Origin of the sequence: Janthinobacterium sp. SUN128 (assembly GCF_030587275.1) — a bacterium.
Classification (GTDB): Bacteria; Pseudomonadota; Gammaproteobacteria; order Burkholderiales; family Burkholderiaceae_D; genus Janthinobacterium; species Janthinobacterium lividum.
Genome location: NZ_JAPWHY010000004.1, coordinates 70,669 through 86,639, shown reverse-complemented (window position 1 = coordinate 86,639; position 15,971 = coordinate 70,669). Strand labels below are relative to the sequence as shown.

Sequence of the window (15,971 nt, the reverse complement as noted above, 5' to 3'; positions counted from 1 at the left end):
AGCCCTGCAAGTTTATTACTTGCAGGGCTTTTTTTGCGTAAAAATACATTTTTTTGCATTTGATAAATATATATAATTTTGCAATAAAAAATCTTCTCATGACAAACAGATATGACTCAACGTGCATTGGTTGTAACCTTGATTCTGGCGCTGTCTTTCCTGGCCGGTTGCGGTGGCGGAGGGAGTTCAACGTCGCCGGACACGCCACCGCATCCCCCGCCACCCGTCATCACGCCGCCACAGCCGGCGTTTGCCGTGTTGTACGGCACGCCCGCCGATGCTGCCACACAGGTACCGCGCGGCAGCGGCCTGGCCGCGACGCTCAGCGTGGCGCCCGATCCAGTTTCGATCCATGCCAGCAGCGTAAGCTTGCTCGGGCCGCAAGGCAACCCTGTGCCCGGCACGCTGTCCGTATCCGGCAATGAAATCAGGCTGCAGCCTGCGGTGGCACTGCCTGGCGGTACCCAATACACGCTCAATTTTGCCACCGGTATCAAGGACGTGGCGGGCCGCCCCCTAAGTGCGGCCGTTAGCCGATCGTTTACGACGGCTGCGCAAACCTGGGGGGCGACGAGCCGCCAGCTTGCAGAGATGCCGTATTTCACGGGAGGTGTCGTACCCACGGTGGCAGTCGATAAAGCCGGCGATGTGACCGTCGTCTGGCAGCACAATGTAAGCGGCATTGCGACTGTCTTTGCTGCTCGCATGGATCACCGGACGGGGAACTGGAGCGCACCAGTGAACATCCACTCGGCCGCGAACATGTTTGGGGGGATGGGCCCATTGAGTATGGTGGCCGACGGTAGCGGCAATGTGTACGTGCTGTGGTTCGACGCGGCGGACCCTCAGCAGTCAGTCTGGATGGCGCGGTATGTGGCGGCGGCATCGGCGTGGCTTGCTCCCGTCGCCATCAAGGGCTTGCCTGGCGGGACATCTTTCAATGCCGTCCTTCCTGCCGTCGATGCGAAGGGTATCTTGACGGTGGTGCTGCGTTCGTATGTGTGGGATGGCTTGTATAGCATGCGCTACGATGTTGCCTCTGGCGCATGGAGCGTGCCGCGTGAGATATTGCCGCCAAGCGCTGATAACTTTGTCCACAATCTCGATCTGGCGGTGGATGGCGTCGGCAATCTTTTCCTGGGATGGGTACAGCGTGGCAACGTCGGCGATGCCTCCAATGGCTTGAATGTGGTGCGCTACAGCTCGGACACGGGCAACTGGAGCGGCCCCCATGTGCTGGACGATAATCTGATCTCGGAGCCCTATGCCTTGGTGGCGGATGCGCAGGGCGGCGCCACCATCGCCTGGACGCATGGTTCGGGCATCATGGATACGCCCGCCATTCATGCTGCCAGGTTTGATGCCAGCGCCATGGCCTGGGGCCTGCCGGTTGTGCTCAGCATTACCGCAGATGGCTTTGGCGCGAACAGTCCCGCGGTGGCAATCGACGCCAGCGGTATCGCCACAGTGGTCTGGGCGCAGCAGCGCGGCATTTACGGGGTGCGTTCCTCTCGTACGTCTGCCGCTTGGACAGTGGCCCAGCGTCTCGGAACAGCAATACCCGGCAACGCGCCCTTTGCCATCACAGCCGATATTGCCGGCAATGTTGCGTTGCTGTATGAGCAGGATGGCGCCATCTTGGCGATGCCATATTCCGCGACTCAGGCGCAGTGGATGACACCCACGGCCATCGCTAGCCCGGATGGCGGCCAGAACATGTTTGCCAACGCGCCTATTGCTGTCAGGGATGCCAGCAGCAACGTGACGGTCGTCTGGTTGGCGCAAATTTCCGTGGGCGGCATACCGCGTTACATTGTTGCCAGTAACAGTCTTCGCTAGGAGCCGCCAGACCCTTGCTGTCCATCTTTATCCCCCTTTTTGTCGCCCCGCATGTTGCTGGCCTGGCCACGCAACTGCCGGGGACTTCTGCGCCGCGGCCTCAGTCGCGCAAGGCCAGCGCCAGGTTATAGCTGGCCACCGCATTCCTGCGTGCCGCATTGCGCATCAAATACACCTGCACCGTGTACTCGCCATCGGCCGGCAGTGCCGCCTGGTAAGTGTTGCCGCTGGTCGAGCCGATGAACAGGGCTTCATCCTGGCCTGGCTGGCGGAGGTTGAAGTAGTTCGATGGCTGATTGGTTTTCAGCTTGACGCTGAAGGTCTGTCCCGCCTTGCCTGACACCGTGTATTCGGCCGTGGCATAGCCCTTGATCTTGCCCTTGACCGTATGCGTGGCCTGGTTCGCCGTCAATGTCACGCTTTCCTTGTGGATGGGATCGGCGCTCCAGGCGGGCGTGGCAAAGACGAGCGCCGCCAGCAGCAGGCTGGCGCGGATGGGCAGTGGACGATGCGGCATGCGGTTTTCCCCTTGAAGTGGACACCAGCGCGGTTGCTGGCGATGCTTGCCATCTTACGCCAGCCACAAAAACCGGCCGCGCACTGGTCGAAGGCGCGGCCGGTTTGCGTTGCGTCAAGCACGTTGACGCAAGCCTTAATTGAAACTGACTTCCTTGCGGTTATCGCGCGAGACCCGGTCGATCATCTTGTTGTACGGATCAACACCCACCTCAAACGGTTTTTCCTTCACCGTGATGGTGATCACCGGGTCGCTGCCGGACAACATGCGCTTGTCGGTGAACACGACTTTTTCATCTTTCTCCTTGGCGCCCGGCGCGCGCGCGAAGATGGCGATTTCCACCGGCTCGTCATAGGCGCGCGCGCTTTCCTTGCCCTTGCCGTCGGACTCCAGTTTGGCCAGGTGCAACTGCATGGTGACATCCCACTGGCCATCCGGGCGCTTGACGGCCGTCGCTTGCGTGACGCGGTTGTCGTAGAAGACGATCTTTTCGAACAGGTCCGTGATCAGGGCTTGCTTGTCCTGCGGCGCTTCGGCGCGGATGTACGCCAGCAATTCCGACGAGGTGGTGAACGGCGCCTGCTGGTAGCCCTTGTCCTGCAGATAGCGTTTCAGGGCACGGTTCAAGCCAGCTTCGCCGATTTCGTCGCGCAGGCGATAGAACACCAGGCTGCCCTTGTTGTAGTGGATGTATTGCTGTCCTTCCACGCGCGCCAGCGGCAATTCCTCGATGGCTTCGCCGCCGCGTCCGCTCAGATAGCGGTCCAGTTCATAGCGCAGGAAGCGGCGCATTTTGTCGCGGCCGTATTCCTTTTCCATCACCATCAGGGCCGAGTATTGCGACAGCGATTCCATCAGCATGCTGGCGCCTTGCACGTTTGCGCCGATCACCTGGTGACCCCACCACTGGTGCGCCATTTCATGCGCCGTGACGTAGAACACATAGTCGATGTCATCCTTGTCGCGCAGGTCGGCGATGAAGCCGATGCCTTCCGAATACGGAATCGTATTGGCAAACGACTGCGCAAAGCTCTGGTAGCCGGGGAATTCCAGGATGCGTACCTGCTTGTGCTGGTAGGGCGTGAATTGGGTCGTGTAATAGTCGAGCGACTTTTGCACGGACGTGATCATGCGGTCCGTGTTGTAGCCGTGTTTCTTGTCGACATAGATTTCGATCGGCAAGCCGTGCCACTCGCCTTTATTGACTTCCCAGCGCGCCGACAGGTAGGCAAAGAAGGGCAGCATCGGCTGGTCCATCTTGTAGCGGTAGTAGCGGCGGCCATCCTTTTCCCAGCTGCCTTGCAGATAGCCGGGCGCCAGGGCGATCTGCTCGCCGCTGGTGGACACCGTCGTGTCGAAATGGATCCAGTCGGCATCGCCGCCCAGCACCGTGTTGCCATACGCGGAAGAGTCTTCCAGCTTGGCCATGCGCTGTGGCTCGCCCAGGCCCCGCTTGCGGCGTTCATTGCGGTCCAGCAATTCCATTTCCTTGGCATAGCCGAAGTGGGGAAAAAAGGCCTGGTTGTTGAAGAAGCTGCCGTTCAGGTTGAGCTGGTCCGGCGCGCCGCTGTTGGTGAAACCCTGGTGCGTGACGGCCACCGTGAAGTCCAGCGGCAGCGTGGCGCCGGGCGCCAGGGGCTGGGCCAGCTTGAGGATGCTGAAACCGAGTTCCTTGTCGTCCAGTTCGACCTTGTGCGCGGGCAAGTTCAGCCATGCCGTTTTCAGCTCGGGGTCGAGCTGGATACGCAGGGTGTCGAGCGCTTGCGATGTCTTGTTTTGCAGCACGTAGTGGCCCTTGATCAGCACCTGGCGTTGTTCAGGATAAATATCCACATTGGCCTGGACTTCCGTGATCTTCGGCTGCGGCAAGTGCTGGTACCGCTTGTACAATTTTTCGTAGCGCGCCTGCTTGTCCATGCCGATGTTCGATGTCTCGTACCGGTTCAGCACATTCGTGTTGTAGAAGATCCAGCTGCCCGTGCCTATCCAGCACAGCAGCACCGCTGCCAGCGCGGCACCCGTACGGCCTTGCAATCGCTGGCCGGCCAGGCGCACGCGTGCCCGCCAGCCGTTGGACAGGCCGCGCACCCAGAACGCTTGCGCCAGCATGACGAGGGCCACGGTAAACAGGCTCCAGTACAGCGCAAACCAGGCCCAGCCCGTCAGGAAGTGGCCATAGCCGTTCATGTCTGAATACTTGATGGACGGCGTGGCGGCGAAGTTGTACAGCTTGTGTTCGAAGTGCAGCATGCCCTGCACGGCTTGCGCCACCATCAGCAGGATCACCAGCAGGTAGCCGATGAACTTGTTGTTCGACAGCACTTGCAGGGTCAGGGCACACAAGCCCATCAGCACGAAGAAGAGCGCGCCCAGCAAGGTGCCTTGCAGGTACAGCCCCAGTTCCACGGGCGCGCCTCCCTTGACGAGCTGGAAGCCGATGGCCGTGAGGACGCCCGCCAGCAGGTAGCCGGCGATGACGCCGATTAAAGCCGTGCATTTGGCCAGCAGGGGCACCCAGTCGGGCACGGGCATGGCGTCGCCGACGTCGGCGATCCTGGCTTGCCGTTCCTTGAAGATCAGCTCGCCTGCATAGAAGGTGACGATGATGATCAGGAGGAAGCTGAAGCTGTTGCTGATTTGCTGCAACAGCAAATGCGTCATCGGATACACGGCCGTGCCATACATGTTCTTGTCGACATTGGCGGCCGCGATCAGGTTGATCATGCCGAACAGCAGCATGACGAGGAAGGGCAGGCTCTTGAAGACGCCGGCGGCGTCGAAACGCAGGATGTGCCACCACTGGCGCCAGGCTGTCGCGGCAGTAAATGCGGGGGTGCGGCGCGGCAGGTGCAGCGGCGCCGTGACGGCCGGTGCGGCTGCCACGGCCTTGGCCTTGCCGAACAGGCGTTTTCCCGTCCCCGTGCGCTGCGGCTTGAACAGCACGACGGTGGCGAGGAATAGCAGCGCCGTGATGCCCAGCCACAGCAAGCGGTTGGCCAGCAGGAAACCGGAAAACGGCGGCAGGCCCGCGTTCGATTCGGCGGAGGTGAAGTAGCGCGTCATGCGGCCAAAGGCGCGAACGCCGAACGGGTCGAGCAGGACGGCAAGCCATTCGTTGTTGATGTCGCGGGTAAAGGCGCCGGCCACGGCCCACAGCACGAAGAATCCCAGCACGCCCACGTAGACGAGCATCATCGAACGCGTGGTGGCGGCCAGCAGCATCAGCAGGGCGCCGATGAAGAGCAGGTTGGGGATGACCAGGACGGCGAAGCTCCACGCATAGGTGTGCAGCGAGAACGCGCCCACGCGCTGGGGATCGACCCATGGCATGAGGGGCCCCAGCATGGTGGCCAGGGCGATGGCGACAAAGATCACCAGGCAGGCGACGAAGCCGGCGCCGAAGCGGCCGAACAGGTAATCCCACTTGCGCATGGGCGTGGCGAACAGCATGTCGGCCATGCCGACTTCGCTGTCGCGCAACACGGCGCCGGCGATGAAGACGGTGACGAGAAACATCGCCAGCAGGCTGAAGATCCCCAGCATCTGCGCCACCACGGTGGGCGCATTGCGGTTGATATTGCTGATGGCGCCGCCGATCTGGATCGAATCGCTGCTGCTGGCGCCAAAGGCCATCAAGGCCATGACGGCGGCAAATACCCACAGCAGCGGCTGTTTCAGCTGATAGCCGAGGTCAAACTTGAAAAATTCCTTCCACATGGTGTGCTCCTTACGCCGCGACGGCGGATGGTGCCTCAGCGGGAACGGCAGCGCCGTCGCGGGCCGCGTTGCGCACGTGCAGGAAGTACACGTCTTCCAGGTCCGGAGCGATCTGCACGAAGCCGCTGTCGGGCTGGCTGTCGGCATACACATTGATTTGCGGTTTGCCGCCCACCAGGCGCGTCGACAGCACATTGTGCGACTGCTGGTACTGCGCCAGTTCTTCCATGCTGACGCTGCGGCGCCACACCTTGTTGTGCAAGGTGTCGATGGCCGCCTGCGGCTCGCCCTGCACCAGCACTTGACCCTTGACGATCATGGCCATGCGCGGGCACAGGTCCGTCACGTCGTCGACGATGTGCGTCGACAGGATCACCACCACCTGCTCGCCGATCTTTGCCAGCAGGTTCAGGAAGCGGTTGCGCTCATCCGGATCCAGGCCGGCAGTGGGCTCGTCGACGATCACCAGGCGCGGCGCGCCCAGCAGTGCCTGGGCGATGCCGAAGCGCTGGCGCATGCCGCCCGAATACGTGCCCAGGTTGCGCTTGCGCGCTTCCCACAGATTGGTTTGCTGTAACAAGGCTTCCACGGCTTCCTTGCGCGGCCCCTTCTCCGTCAAGCCTTTCAGGACGGCAAAGTGGTTGAGCAGGGTTTCCGCACTGACCTTCGGATACACGCCGAAATCCTGTGGCAAATAGCCGAGCTGGCGGCGCAAGCCGGCCTTGTCCTGCAACACATCGACGCCGTCGAAATGGATGCTGCCGCTATCGGGATCTTGCAATGTCGCAATGGTACGCATCAGCGAAGACTTGCCTGCGCCATTCGGCCCCAGCAAGCCGAACATTCCATTGGGAATTTCCAGGCTGACATTGTTGATGGCCTTGACGCCATTGGCATATGTTTTGTTCAGCTGTTTGATCTTTAGCATGCAGCACTCTCCAGGACATGGGTCTAAAAGCCGGCAGATGCATGCCTGCCGGCCTGTGGAAGGGGATCCCCCTTGTTTTTATCAGCCGCGATGGCGGACGTTGCTTAAAAATAATAATGTATATGCAACTGAAAGGAAAAGAATGGTTTTGCGACCAAGGGAGGAAATGCAGGCATGAAATGCCGGAGGGCGGGGATGAGTGACGATGATAAGATCGCGGACTGGATCAACGCCATCGTGCGGGAAAGTTCTTCATGCATGCAATAAACAAGGTCATCGCGTTGCGCGCCATTGCCCCGGGCGAAGAGGGCGCATTGGCGCGGCTGTTCCAGCTCTACTGTTATGACAATTCCGCCTGGAGCGGCGAGGCGCTGCTGGCCGGTGGCCGCTACGATGTGTGCGATGCGGGGCTGGCGTCGTATGTGCATGGCGCCGGCCACACGGCCAGCTGGATCGAGGTCGATGGCGAACTGGCCGGCTTTTTCATCACGGAGCCTGGCATGGCGGGCGAGCTGGCCGTGCAGGAGTTCAGCGACTTTTTCATCCTGAAGAAATACCGGCGCCGGGGCGTGGCGCTGGAAGTGGTGCGGCGCGTGCTGCTGGACAGCGCGCAGACATGGCTGGTGGCGACGTTTCGCGACGATGCCGCTGCCTGCGCGTTCTGGCGGCAGGCGTTCGCGCGCCTGCCGTTTGCCAGCGTCGAGGCGTGGGACGATCCGGCCTTGCCGCAGTTCCAGCTGACTTTGCTGAAACCGGCGGCTTGAATTCGTTTAGAAGCGCACTTTCACATACGCCGATGGCCCCGTCAGTCGCACGTTCAAGTCGGCATCGCGTTCGCTGTCGCGGTGCAGCTTGATTTTCGAGATGCCGTAATCGGCCACGAAGCCAATGTTCTTGAATGGAAACCATTCCACGCCAATATTGCCGCCGTAGATGTGGCCGTTGATGCGCCCGCCATTTTTCTTGATGCCCGACGCTTCCGCATACATGCGCAAGTCCGGCGTGAAGGCGTGGCGCCAGCCCACTTCCAGCAGCGGCGCGAACGCGTGCTCGCCGATGGAATCGCGCGCCGTGGCTGTCTCACCATTGACGACGCCGGTGGCCGTGCCGTTCAGGTTGGCATTGTAGTAGGCGGCACCCAGGCCGATGCCGAAGGTGTCGTTGCCGCTGCCCAGCCACCAGCGGTAGGACATCTTGGCCAGGTCCAGCTTCAGGTCGGCGTCCGCCGTGGCGGTGCCGGAAACCGGCTGGCCATTGATGGTGGTCTGGCCGGTCAGCGTTGGCGTGTAGGATTTGTCGTAGCGGTAGTAGTCGAATGCCAGGGCATGATGGTCGCCGATCAGCAATTCGGCCTTGATGCGGGGAATGGTGGTGCGGCTGGGATTCGATTCGGGCGCGTCGATGCGGCCAAACTGCGTGTCGGCGCCGACATTGATGCGCGGATCGGCGGAAAACGCTCCCACCGAAATGCTGACACGGTCCAGGGTCGGCGACGGTTCGGCCCGCGCCGTGGCGGCGGCCGTGGCAATCCCCAGCATGCCCAGCATCATGGCGCCGCGCAAGGCGAGGTGGTGCGGGCGTGGTGGGGACAGGCGGGTGGACACGGACATGGCAGACATGGGGCTACTCCTCAAGATAAAGTGAAAACTGTCGCGACGCTTTGGGCAACAGTGCAATGAGGAAATGGTAGCAATTGTTACTTTTAAATTACGTAGCCGCACGTCGCAAGTGGCCGTCGGACTTGTCCTACCGCCGGTAAATTCACTGTAACGACTGGTAAGGAAGGGATGGAAACGATGCAGGAGATCATGGAACTGGTGACGTCGCGACTGGTGCTGCGGCAATGGCGCGACAGCGACCTGGCGCCGTTCGCGGCCCTGAATGCCGATCCCCGCGTGATGGCATATTTCCCGACGGCCCTGTCGCGCGAAGCCAGCGACGCCATGGCGCGGCGCTGTAGCGGCTTGATCGACGAGCGGGGCTGGGGCTTATGGGCAGTTACCTTGCGAGAAAACGATGCCTTCATCGGCATGACGGGCTTGCATATTCCCGCTGCGCAACTGCCATGTTCGCCGTGCGTGGAAATTGGCTGGCGCCTGGCGTTCGATTACTGGGGACAAGGTTACGCGCAGGAAGCGGCGCAGGCCGCCTTGCACGCAGGTTACGAGCGCTTGCAACTGCCGGAAATCGTCGCGTTTACGGCGCTGCCCAACGTGCGCTCGAGCGCGCTGATGGCGCGTCTGGGCATGCGCCGCGAGGCCGGCACTTTCGAGCATCCGGCCTTACCGCCAGGACATGCATTGCGTACGCATTGCCTGTATCGTCTGACGCGTGCAGAATGGTTGCACAGGGAGGTAACATGAGAATCGCCGCTATTTCCGATATCCACGGCAACCTGGATGCGCTTGAAGCCGTGCTGGACGACATCGCCCGGCGTGGCGTGGACGTGACTGTCAACCTTGGCGATATCGTTTCGGGCCATTTGCAGCCGCGCGCCACGGCGGCGCGTCTGATGGCGCTCGATCTGCCCACCATCCGCGGCAATCACGAGCGCCAGTTGCTGGGCGATTCGGCCCGCATGGGCGTCTCGGATGCCTATGCGCGCGCGCAACTGCTGCCGCGGCAACTGGACTGGATCGCGGCACTGCCCGCCACCGTGCGCCTGCGGCAGGACGTGCTGCTCGTGCATGGCACGCCCAGCAGCGACCTCGTATATTTTCTCGACAGCGTCACGCCGCAAGGCAGCCGCGCGGCCACGCCGGAGGAGGTGGCCGAACGGGCCGGTATGACGGACGCGGCCTTGATCCTGTGCGGCCATACGCACATGCCGCGCCAGGTGCGCCTGTCCGATGGGCGGCTGATCGTCAATCCGGGCAGCGTGGGCTTGCAAGCCTACGACGACGACCATGGTTATCCGCACGTGATGGAAAACGGCACGCCGCATGCCCGCTATGCCATCGCCGAACAGGGAAGCGATGGTGCCTGGACGGCGCAGCTGCATGCCGTGGCATATGACTGGGAAAAGGCGGCCCGGCTGGCGCTGGCGAACGGGCGGCCCGACTGGGTCACGCCTTTGCGCACGGGCCGGGTCGGCTGATCAGCGAAACTCTTCCGCTACCAGGTTGTACTTTTGCATCTTGTGATACAAGGTCTGTTTCGGCAAGCCGAGCACTGTGCTCACTTCGCTGACGTTGCCGGAATATGCGCGCAGTTCCTGTTCGATCAGCGCGCGTTCGAAGCCGTTGACCTGTTCCGCCAGCGACAGGGGACTGGCCAGCCCGGCCGCCAGCAGGCTTGAGGCGCCACCGGCGATGCCCAGCACGAAGCGGTCGGCGATATTGCGCAACTCGCGCACATTGCCGGGCCAGGAATGCGCCATCAGGTTGCGCATCTGCGCGCTGGAGACCACGGGCGCGGCGCGGTTGTAGCGGGCGGCGGCGGCCAGCACGAAGTGTTCGAACAGGATGGGAATGTCCTCGCGCCGCTCGCGCAGCGGCGGCAGATGCAGCACGATCAGATTCAGGCGGTAGTACAGGTCGCTGCGGAATTTCTGTTGCTGCGACAAGTCTTCCAGGTCCAGTTTGGCTGCCGCGATGACGCGCACGTCGACGGGAGTGGGCACGTTCGAGCCCAGGCGCTCGATATAGCGTTCCTGCAGTACACGCAGCAATTTGACTTGCAGGGACAGGGGCAGGCTTTCGATTTCGTCGAGGAAAAAAGTGCCTTGATCTGCGTGCTCGATCTTGCCCACCTGCCGCTTGGCCGCGCCCGTAAACGCGCCCGGTTCGTGGCCGAAGACCTCGCTTTCAAATATGCTTTCCGGAATCGCGCCGCAGTTCACGGCGACGAAGTTGTGCTTGCGGCGGTGGCTGAAGTCGTGCAGGCAGCGGGCCACCATTTCCTTGCCTGTGCCCGTGTCGCCATAGATCAACACGTCGGCCGGTTCGTCCGCAACGTCGAGGATCAGGCGCCGTATGTCGCGCATTGCCACGGAATTACCCAGTAACCGCGATTCGATGCCGCCGCCGTCTTCCAGTTGCCGGCGCAAGCTGTGCACTTCCAGGGTCAGGCGCCGCGTTTCCAGCGCGCGCAGGATGACGTCGACCAGTTGCTCGGACGAATACGGCTTTTCGATGAAATCGTAGGCGCCCGTGCGCATGGCGTGCACGGCCATCGTGATGTCGCCGTGGCCCGTGACGAGGATCACGGGCAGGTTGGCATCGAGTGTCTTGACCGCTTGCAGCAATTCCAGGCCGCTCATGCCGGGCAGGCGCACGTCGCTGACCACGATGCCGGGAAAATCCGGCGTCAGCAGTTTATAGGCCAGCTCGGCCGAGTGAAACGCCAGCACGTCCAGGCCGGCCAGCTGCAGTGCCTGCTCGCTGCCCTCGCGTACGGTGGGGTCGTCCTCGACCAGCAAGACCTTCAAGCCGTCAAACATGTTTTTCCTCCTGCGTTGCAATCTGTAGTTCGATGGTGAAGATGGCGCCGCCGCCGGGGGCGTTCTCGGCGCGCAGCACGCCGCCGAACTGGCGCGTGATCTGTTCGGAAATGGCCAGTCCCAGGCCCAGTCCCAGGCCTTGCGGCTTGGTCGTGAAGAACGGTTCGAACAGGTGTTCGCACACTTCCGTGGACAAGCCGGGCCCCGTGTCGGCCACGTGGATCAGCACGTGCTCGGGCGTGCATTCCACGGCCACGCGCAGGCTGCGCACGTCGCTGCCATTCATGGCGTCGAGCGCATTGGCATACAGGTTCACCAGCACCTGCTCCAGGCGGTTGCTTTCGCACATGGCGAAGATGTCTTCGGGCGGCAGTTGCAGTGTAAAACGCACATTTTCCACCTGCAGCCGGCGTTCGACGAGGAACAGGGCGTTGCTGATCGCCGTAGGGATCGAGACGGAGGTCAGGCTGGTGGTCGACTTGCGCGCAAAAATCTTCAATTGGCCCGTAATGGTTCCCATCCTGGCCGCAATTTGCGAAATCTTCGCCAGATTGCGTCGCGCGTCGTCGAGCCGTCCCCGTTCCAGCAGGATGACGGCATTGTCGGACATGGTGCGCAGCGCCGTCAGTGGCTGGTTGAGTTCATGGGTGATGCTGGCCGACATTTGTCCCAGCACCGCCATCTTACCTGCTTGAAACAGTTCGTTTTGCGTGATGTGGAGTTTTTGCTCGGCCTTGCTGCGCACCTCGATTTCCTGGCTCAGACTTTGCGTCATGGCATTGAGTTCCGAGGTGCGTTCCTCGACCATGGCTTCCAGGTTGTCATAGGCATGCTGCAGATCTTCGCGGGCGCGCAGTTTTTGCGCCACGGCCGCGCGGCGCTGGCGCAGGTAAAAGAACAGCAGCATGAAAAAGCCCAGCAGCACGCAAGAGAAGGCGGCCGCAGCGCGCGCGCTGGCCTTCGCTTGCGCCAGGTCGGACAAATAAATAAAAGTCCAGCCTTGCGGGGATTTGAGCTTGATCTGCGTCATGACGCTGGAGCTGATCTTCGGTGGCGTGTCGGCATGTTCCTGTTCGCGCACGCTGATCACGCGCGCGCCATTGCCCAGCTGGCGGTCGGAAACGAAGGGGATCGCTGCGAGCTGCTTCGAATAATACTGGCGTGTACGGTTGAGTTCCTCGACGATCGCGGGCGACAGCGGCGCCAGGGTCTTGTACTTCCAGTCCGCCATGGAGCTCAGGAAGATCACGCCATGCTCGTCGGCCAGCATGACCTTGTCGGCGCCTTGCACCCAGCGTTTTTCCAGGTTTTCCAGATTCACCTTCACCGTTGCCAGGCCCAGCATGTGGCCATTCTGGTAGATGCCGTGGGCAAAGAAGTAACCGGGTTCCAGCCGCGTCGTGCCCACGCCATAGAAGCGGCCCGGCGTGCCGCGCAACGCGTCCTGGGCGTAGGGGCGGAACGAGATATTGTCGCCAATAAAGCTGTCGTGCTGCTGCCAGTTGCTGGCGGCCCGCGTGTTGCCGTCGAGGTTGCTGATGAAAATGGTCGAGGATTTCGCCTGGTCATTCATCTGTTCGAGGTAGTGGTTGACCGTATCGACCAGCACCGGGTCTTCCGGGTGCTGCAGCAGGCGAATCACGTCGCGGTTCAGCTCCAGCGTCTTGGGCAGGAAGTCGTATTTCTCCAGCGCATTTTCCAGGCTGCTGACATACACTTCCAGGCGTTGCGCACCGCTGGCCTGCAGCTTGCCGATGGCGATGCGTTCGGTCCAGAAATACACGAGCCAGACGGTGGCCAGACAGGCGGCCAGCACCACGCCCCAGGCCAGCGTTTCGCGGCCCGACCGTTGCGACAGGCGCTGGCGCCAGGAAAGGGAGGGTTTCGTAGTACTGCTATTCATAAAATCAGCTGCCAACTTGCAAGAACCCACAGTATCGCATTTAAATATTGCGTAAAAAGAAAAAGCCGCCGGATATGCATCCGGCGGCTCACACTTCTATGTCACGGACAGCTCGACGTCCTTAGAAGGTATGGCGCATGCCCAGGTTGAAGCCGCTGTTGCCGGTGCCATTGTCGGTGGCATTGCCGACGACGAAGGTGGCGCCGTTCTTGTTGCTGATGTGGCCGTAACCGGTGTACAGGTCGCTGCGCTTGGACAGGGCGTAGAACGCGCCGATGGCCCATTGCTGGGCGTCACGGTTGGCATTGCTCTTGTCGTTGTGGCGGATGTATGACGCGACCAGCTTGGTGGCGCCGAACGGTGCGCTGAAGCCGACCAGGATGTCGTTGCTCTTGCTGTTGTCGAGGGCGCGGTTGTCGGCGTAGCCGAAGTTACCTTGCAATACGCCAAAGTCGTAGCGCGTGGCCAGCAGGGTGTTGCGCGTTTGCTGGGTCGCCAACGCATTTTCCTTGCGGTGGTGCGTCAGGGTCACGTTCAGCGGGCCATCGATGTAATGCACGGCGCCGCCCATGCTGCGGTTTTTCGCATTGTCGCCAGCCACTTCGCCAAAGCCATACGCCAGGTCGGCCGACAGGTGGCTATAGGTTGGCGTGGTGTATTGCACCATGTTGTCAACGCGGATATTCGTCGCCATCAGGTTCGATGCCGTGCCGGCCAGGCCGATGACAAACGGATCGGCCACGTCGCGCAGGGCCAGGTAGTACGGCGAATATTGGCGGCCCAGGGTGACGGCGCCGGCGCTGCCGGTCAGGCCGACATATGCCTGGCGGCCGAACAGCAAGCCGCCCTGGCCCGAGGTGCCGGTGTCGATATTGAAACCGCTTTCCAGCACGAAGGTTGCGGCCAGGCCGCCGCCCAGGTCTTCCTTGCCTTTGAAGCCGATGCGCGAGCCCGAGGCGACGCCGGAAGCGACGCGGTTCAGGCGGTCTCCAGCCGCATCCTTGTCGAACACCAGGCCGGCGTCAGCCACGCCATAGATGGTCACGCTCGATTGGGCCAGCGCGCCGCCGGAAGCTGCGCCAAGGGCCAGCAGGGTAAACAGGACTTTTTTCATGAAAATCTCTCTAATAAGTTGGGATGACTACTGATCGCACTACCTGACTGCTTGTTACTCAACATGGACAACAAATAAATGGCCCGCTTGTGGCGGGCCATGGCGCTATCAGGCTTTGCTAGCGTGATCCGCTTCGCCCCAATGGCTTTCCGTGTTCTGGCTGGCCGCGTTGGCCGCGGCTGCTTCTTCCTCGGTGGCCAGGCCACCTTCCCACTTGGCGACGACGGCCGTGGCGACGGCATTGCCGACCGCGTTGGTTGCCGAACGGCCCATGTCGAGGAATTGGTCGACGCCCATCAGCAACAGCAGGCCCGCTTCCGGAATATTGAACTGGTTCAGGGTAGCGGCAATCACCACCAGCGAGGCGCGCGGTACGCCGGCCATGCCTTTCGAGGTCAGCATCAGCAGCAGCAGCATGGTGATCTGGGTGCCGATCGACAGGTCGATACCATAGGCTTGCGCAATGAACAGCACGGCAAAGGTGCAGTACATCATCGAACCGTCCAGATTGAAGGAGTAGCCCATCGGCAGCACGAAGCTGGAAATCTTGCGGTCCACGCCGAACTGGTCGAGCGCCGTCAGCAGTTTCGGATACGCCGCTTCCGAGCTGGCCGTCGAGAATGCCAGCAAGAACGGTTCGCGGATCAGGCCGACGAGCTTGAAGATGCGCGGACCGATGACGACGAAGCCGGCGCCGATCAGCAGGGCCCAGAGGCACAGCAGGCCTACGTAGAAGCCGCCCATGAACTTGGCAAACGTGACCAGCACGCCCAGGCCGTGGGTGGTGATGACGGAGGCCATGGCAGCGAACACGGCCAGCGGGGCCAGGTTCATGATGGTGCCGGTGATGCGCAGCATGACTTGTGCCAGCTGGTCGACGACGGCCGTCAGGGTCTTGCCCGATTCGCCCAGGCCGGCCAGTGCGCCGCCGAAGAAGATCGAGAACACCAGCACTTGCAGGATTTCATTGTTGGCCATGGCCTCGATCGGCGACTTCGGCACCAGGTGCGTGAAGAAATCTTTCAAGGTGAAGGCGGCCGTTTTCAGATTCGTCGACGCGTGGATGTCCGGCAATGGCAAACCGAGGTTGGTTCCCAGCTGCATCAGGTTCGACAGCACCATGCCCAGCGCCAGCGACACCAGCGAGGCAACGACGAACCAGCACATGGCTTTCAGGCCGATACGGCCCGCCGTCTTGCCGTCGCCCATGTGGGCGATACCGACCGTCAGGGTGGAGAACACCAGCAGCGCAATGATCATCTTGATCAGGCGCAGGAAGACGTCGGTGACGATGGAAATATTGCCAGCGATCTGAGCGCTGAGCTTGGCATCAGGGAAGGCGGTGTTGCATCCATAGCCCACGGCAATGCCGAGGATCATGGCAATCAGGATGTACAGGGTTAATGGCCGTTTCTTTTTCATTTTGACTCCTCCGGTGAAACGCCGCTGTGAGCGGATTATTGATAGCGAGCAACTCAAGCTTGGAGTCAATATTTCTCAAAAACAAGCCCT

At 61.5% G+C, this 15,971-nt stretch carries 12 protein-coding genes; 4 read left to right on the top strand and 8 right to left on the bottom strand.

Features of this window, described 5'->3' with window-relative positions; genetic code table 11:
- The first annotated feature begins 111 nt into the window (after positions 1 to 111).
- Positions 112 to 1,839, top strand: a complete 1,728-nt coding sequence (locus tag O3297_RS24480) for an Ig-like domain-containing protein (protein WP_305050550.1) — start codon at positions 112 to 114, stop codon at positions 1,837 to 1,839.
- Positions 1,840 to 1,939: 100 nt separating this feature from the next.
- On the opposite strand, the gene O3297_RS24475 is transcribed toward O3297_RS24480, so the two are convergent.
- The 3 genes from O3297_RS24475 to O3297_RS24465 form a co-directional block, all read right to left on the bottom strand.
- Complete coding sequence (locus O3297_RS24475) at positions 1,940 to 2,356, bottom strand: hypothetical protein (protein ID WP_305050549.1); 417 nt, start codon at positions 2,354 to 2,356, stop codon at positions 1,940 to 1,942.
- A 135-nt stretch (positions 2,357 to 2,491) separates the two neighbouring features.
- Positions 2,492 to 6,073, bottom strand: coding sequence for a M1 family aminopeptidase (locus tag O3297_RS24470; protein WP_305050548.1), 3,582 nt, complete (start codon positions 6,071 to 6,073; stop codon positions 2,492 to 2,494).
- 10 nt (positions 6,074 to 6,083) lie between these two features.
- Positions 6,084 to 7,001: an ABC transporter ATP-binding protein gene (locus O3297_RS24465; protein WP_070280125.1), complete on the bottom strand. Its 918-nt coding sequence runs from the start codon at positions 6,999 to 7,001 to the stop codon at positions 6,084 to 6,086.
- Between the two features lie 254 nt (positions 7,002 to 7,255).
- Between O3297_RS24465 and O3297_RS24460 the strand changes: the two genes are divergently transcribed.
- Positions 7,256 to 7,765 (top strand): GNAT family N-acetyltransferase, encoded by a 510-nt coding sequence (locus tag O3297_RS24460; RefSeq protein ID WP_305050546.1) that lies wholly within the window; start codon positions 7,256 to 7,258, stop codon positions 7,763 to 7,765.
- 6 nt (positions 7,766 to 7,771) lie between these two features.
- Here the strand turns inward: O3297_RS24460 and O3297_RS24455 are convergent, their stop codons facing one another.
- Entirely contained in the window at positions 7,772 to 8,620 is an 849-nt protein-coding gene (locus O3297_RS24455; protein WP_081345816.1) for a MipA/OmpV family protein, read from the bottom strand.
- Positions 8,621 to 8,788: 168 nt separating this feature from the next.
- On the opposite strand from O3297_RS24455, the gene O3297_RS24450 reads away from it, so the two are divergent.
- Both O3297_RS24450 and O3297_RS24445 read left to right on the top strand, forming a co-directional pair.
- Positions 8,789 to 9,364: a GNAT family N-acetyltransferase gene (locus O3297_RS24450; RefSeq protein WP_370385445.1), complete on the top strand. Its 576-nt coding sequence runs from the start codon at positions 8,789 to 8,791 to the stop codon at positions 9,362 to 9,364.
- Complete coding sequence (locus tag O3297_RS24445) at positions 9,361 to 10,098, top strand: metallophosphoesterase (protein ID WP_305050544.1); 738 nt, start codon at positions 9,361 to 9,363, stop codon at positions 10,096 to 10,098. Before O3297_RS24450 ends, O3297_RS24445 begins: the two co-directional genes overlap by 4 nt.
- Here O3297_RS24445 and O3297_RS24440 read toward each other — a convergent pair whose 3' ends face one another.
- From O3297_RS24440 to O3297_RS24425, 4 genes are all read right to left on the bottom strand, one after another.
- The gene (locus tag O3297_RS24440; RefSeq protein WP_034781227.1) at positions 10,099 to 11,442 is read right to left on the bottom strand and encodes a sigma-54 dependent transcriptional regulator; all 1,344 of its coding nucleotides are present in this window, start codon (positions 11,440 to 11,442) and stop codon (positions 10,099 to 10,101) included.
- Positions 11,435 to 13,345 (bottom strand): ATP-binding protein, encoded by a 1,911-nt coding sequence (locus O3297_RS24435; RefSeq protein WP_305050543.1) that lies wholly within the window; start codon positions 13,343 to 13,345, stop codon positions 11,435 to 11,437. The genes O3297_RS24440 and O3297_RS24435 overlap by 8 nt, the downstream gene beginning before the upstream one ends.
- A 121-nt stretch (positions 13,346 to 13,466) precedes the next feature.
- The gene (locus O3297_RS24430) at positions 13,467 to 14,459 is read right to left on the bottom strand and encodes a porin (protein ID WP_034781233.1); all 993 of its coding nucleotides are present in this window, start codon (positions 14,457 to 14,459) and stop codon (positions 13,467 to 13,469) included.
- Between the two features lie 108 nt (positions 14,460 to 14,567).
- On the bottom strand, positions 14,568 to 15,881 hold the full coding sequence (locus O3297_RS24425; RefSeq protein ID WP_034781235.1) for a dicarboxylate/amino acid:cation symporter: 1,314 nt from the start codon (positions 15,879 to 15,881) through the stop codon (positions 14,568 to 14,570).
- Positions 15,882 to 15,971 lie beyond the last annotated feature (90 nt).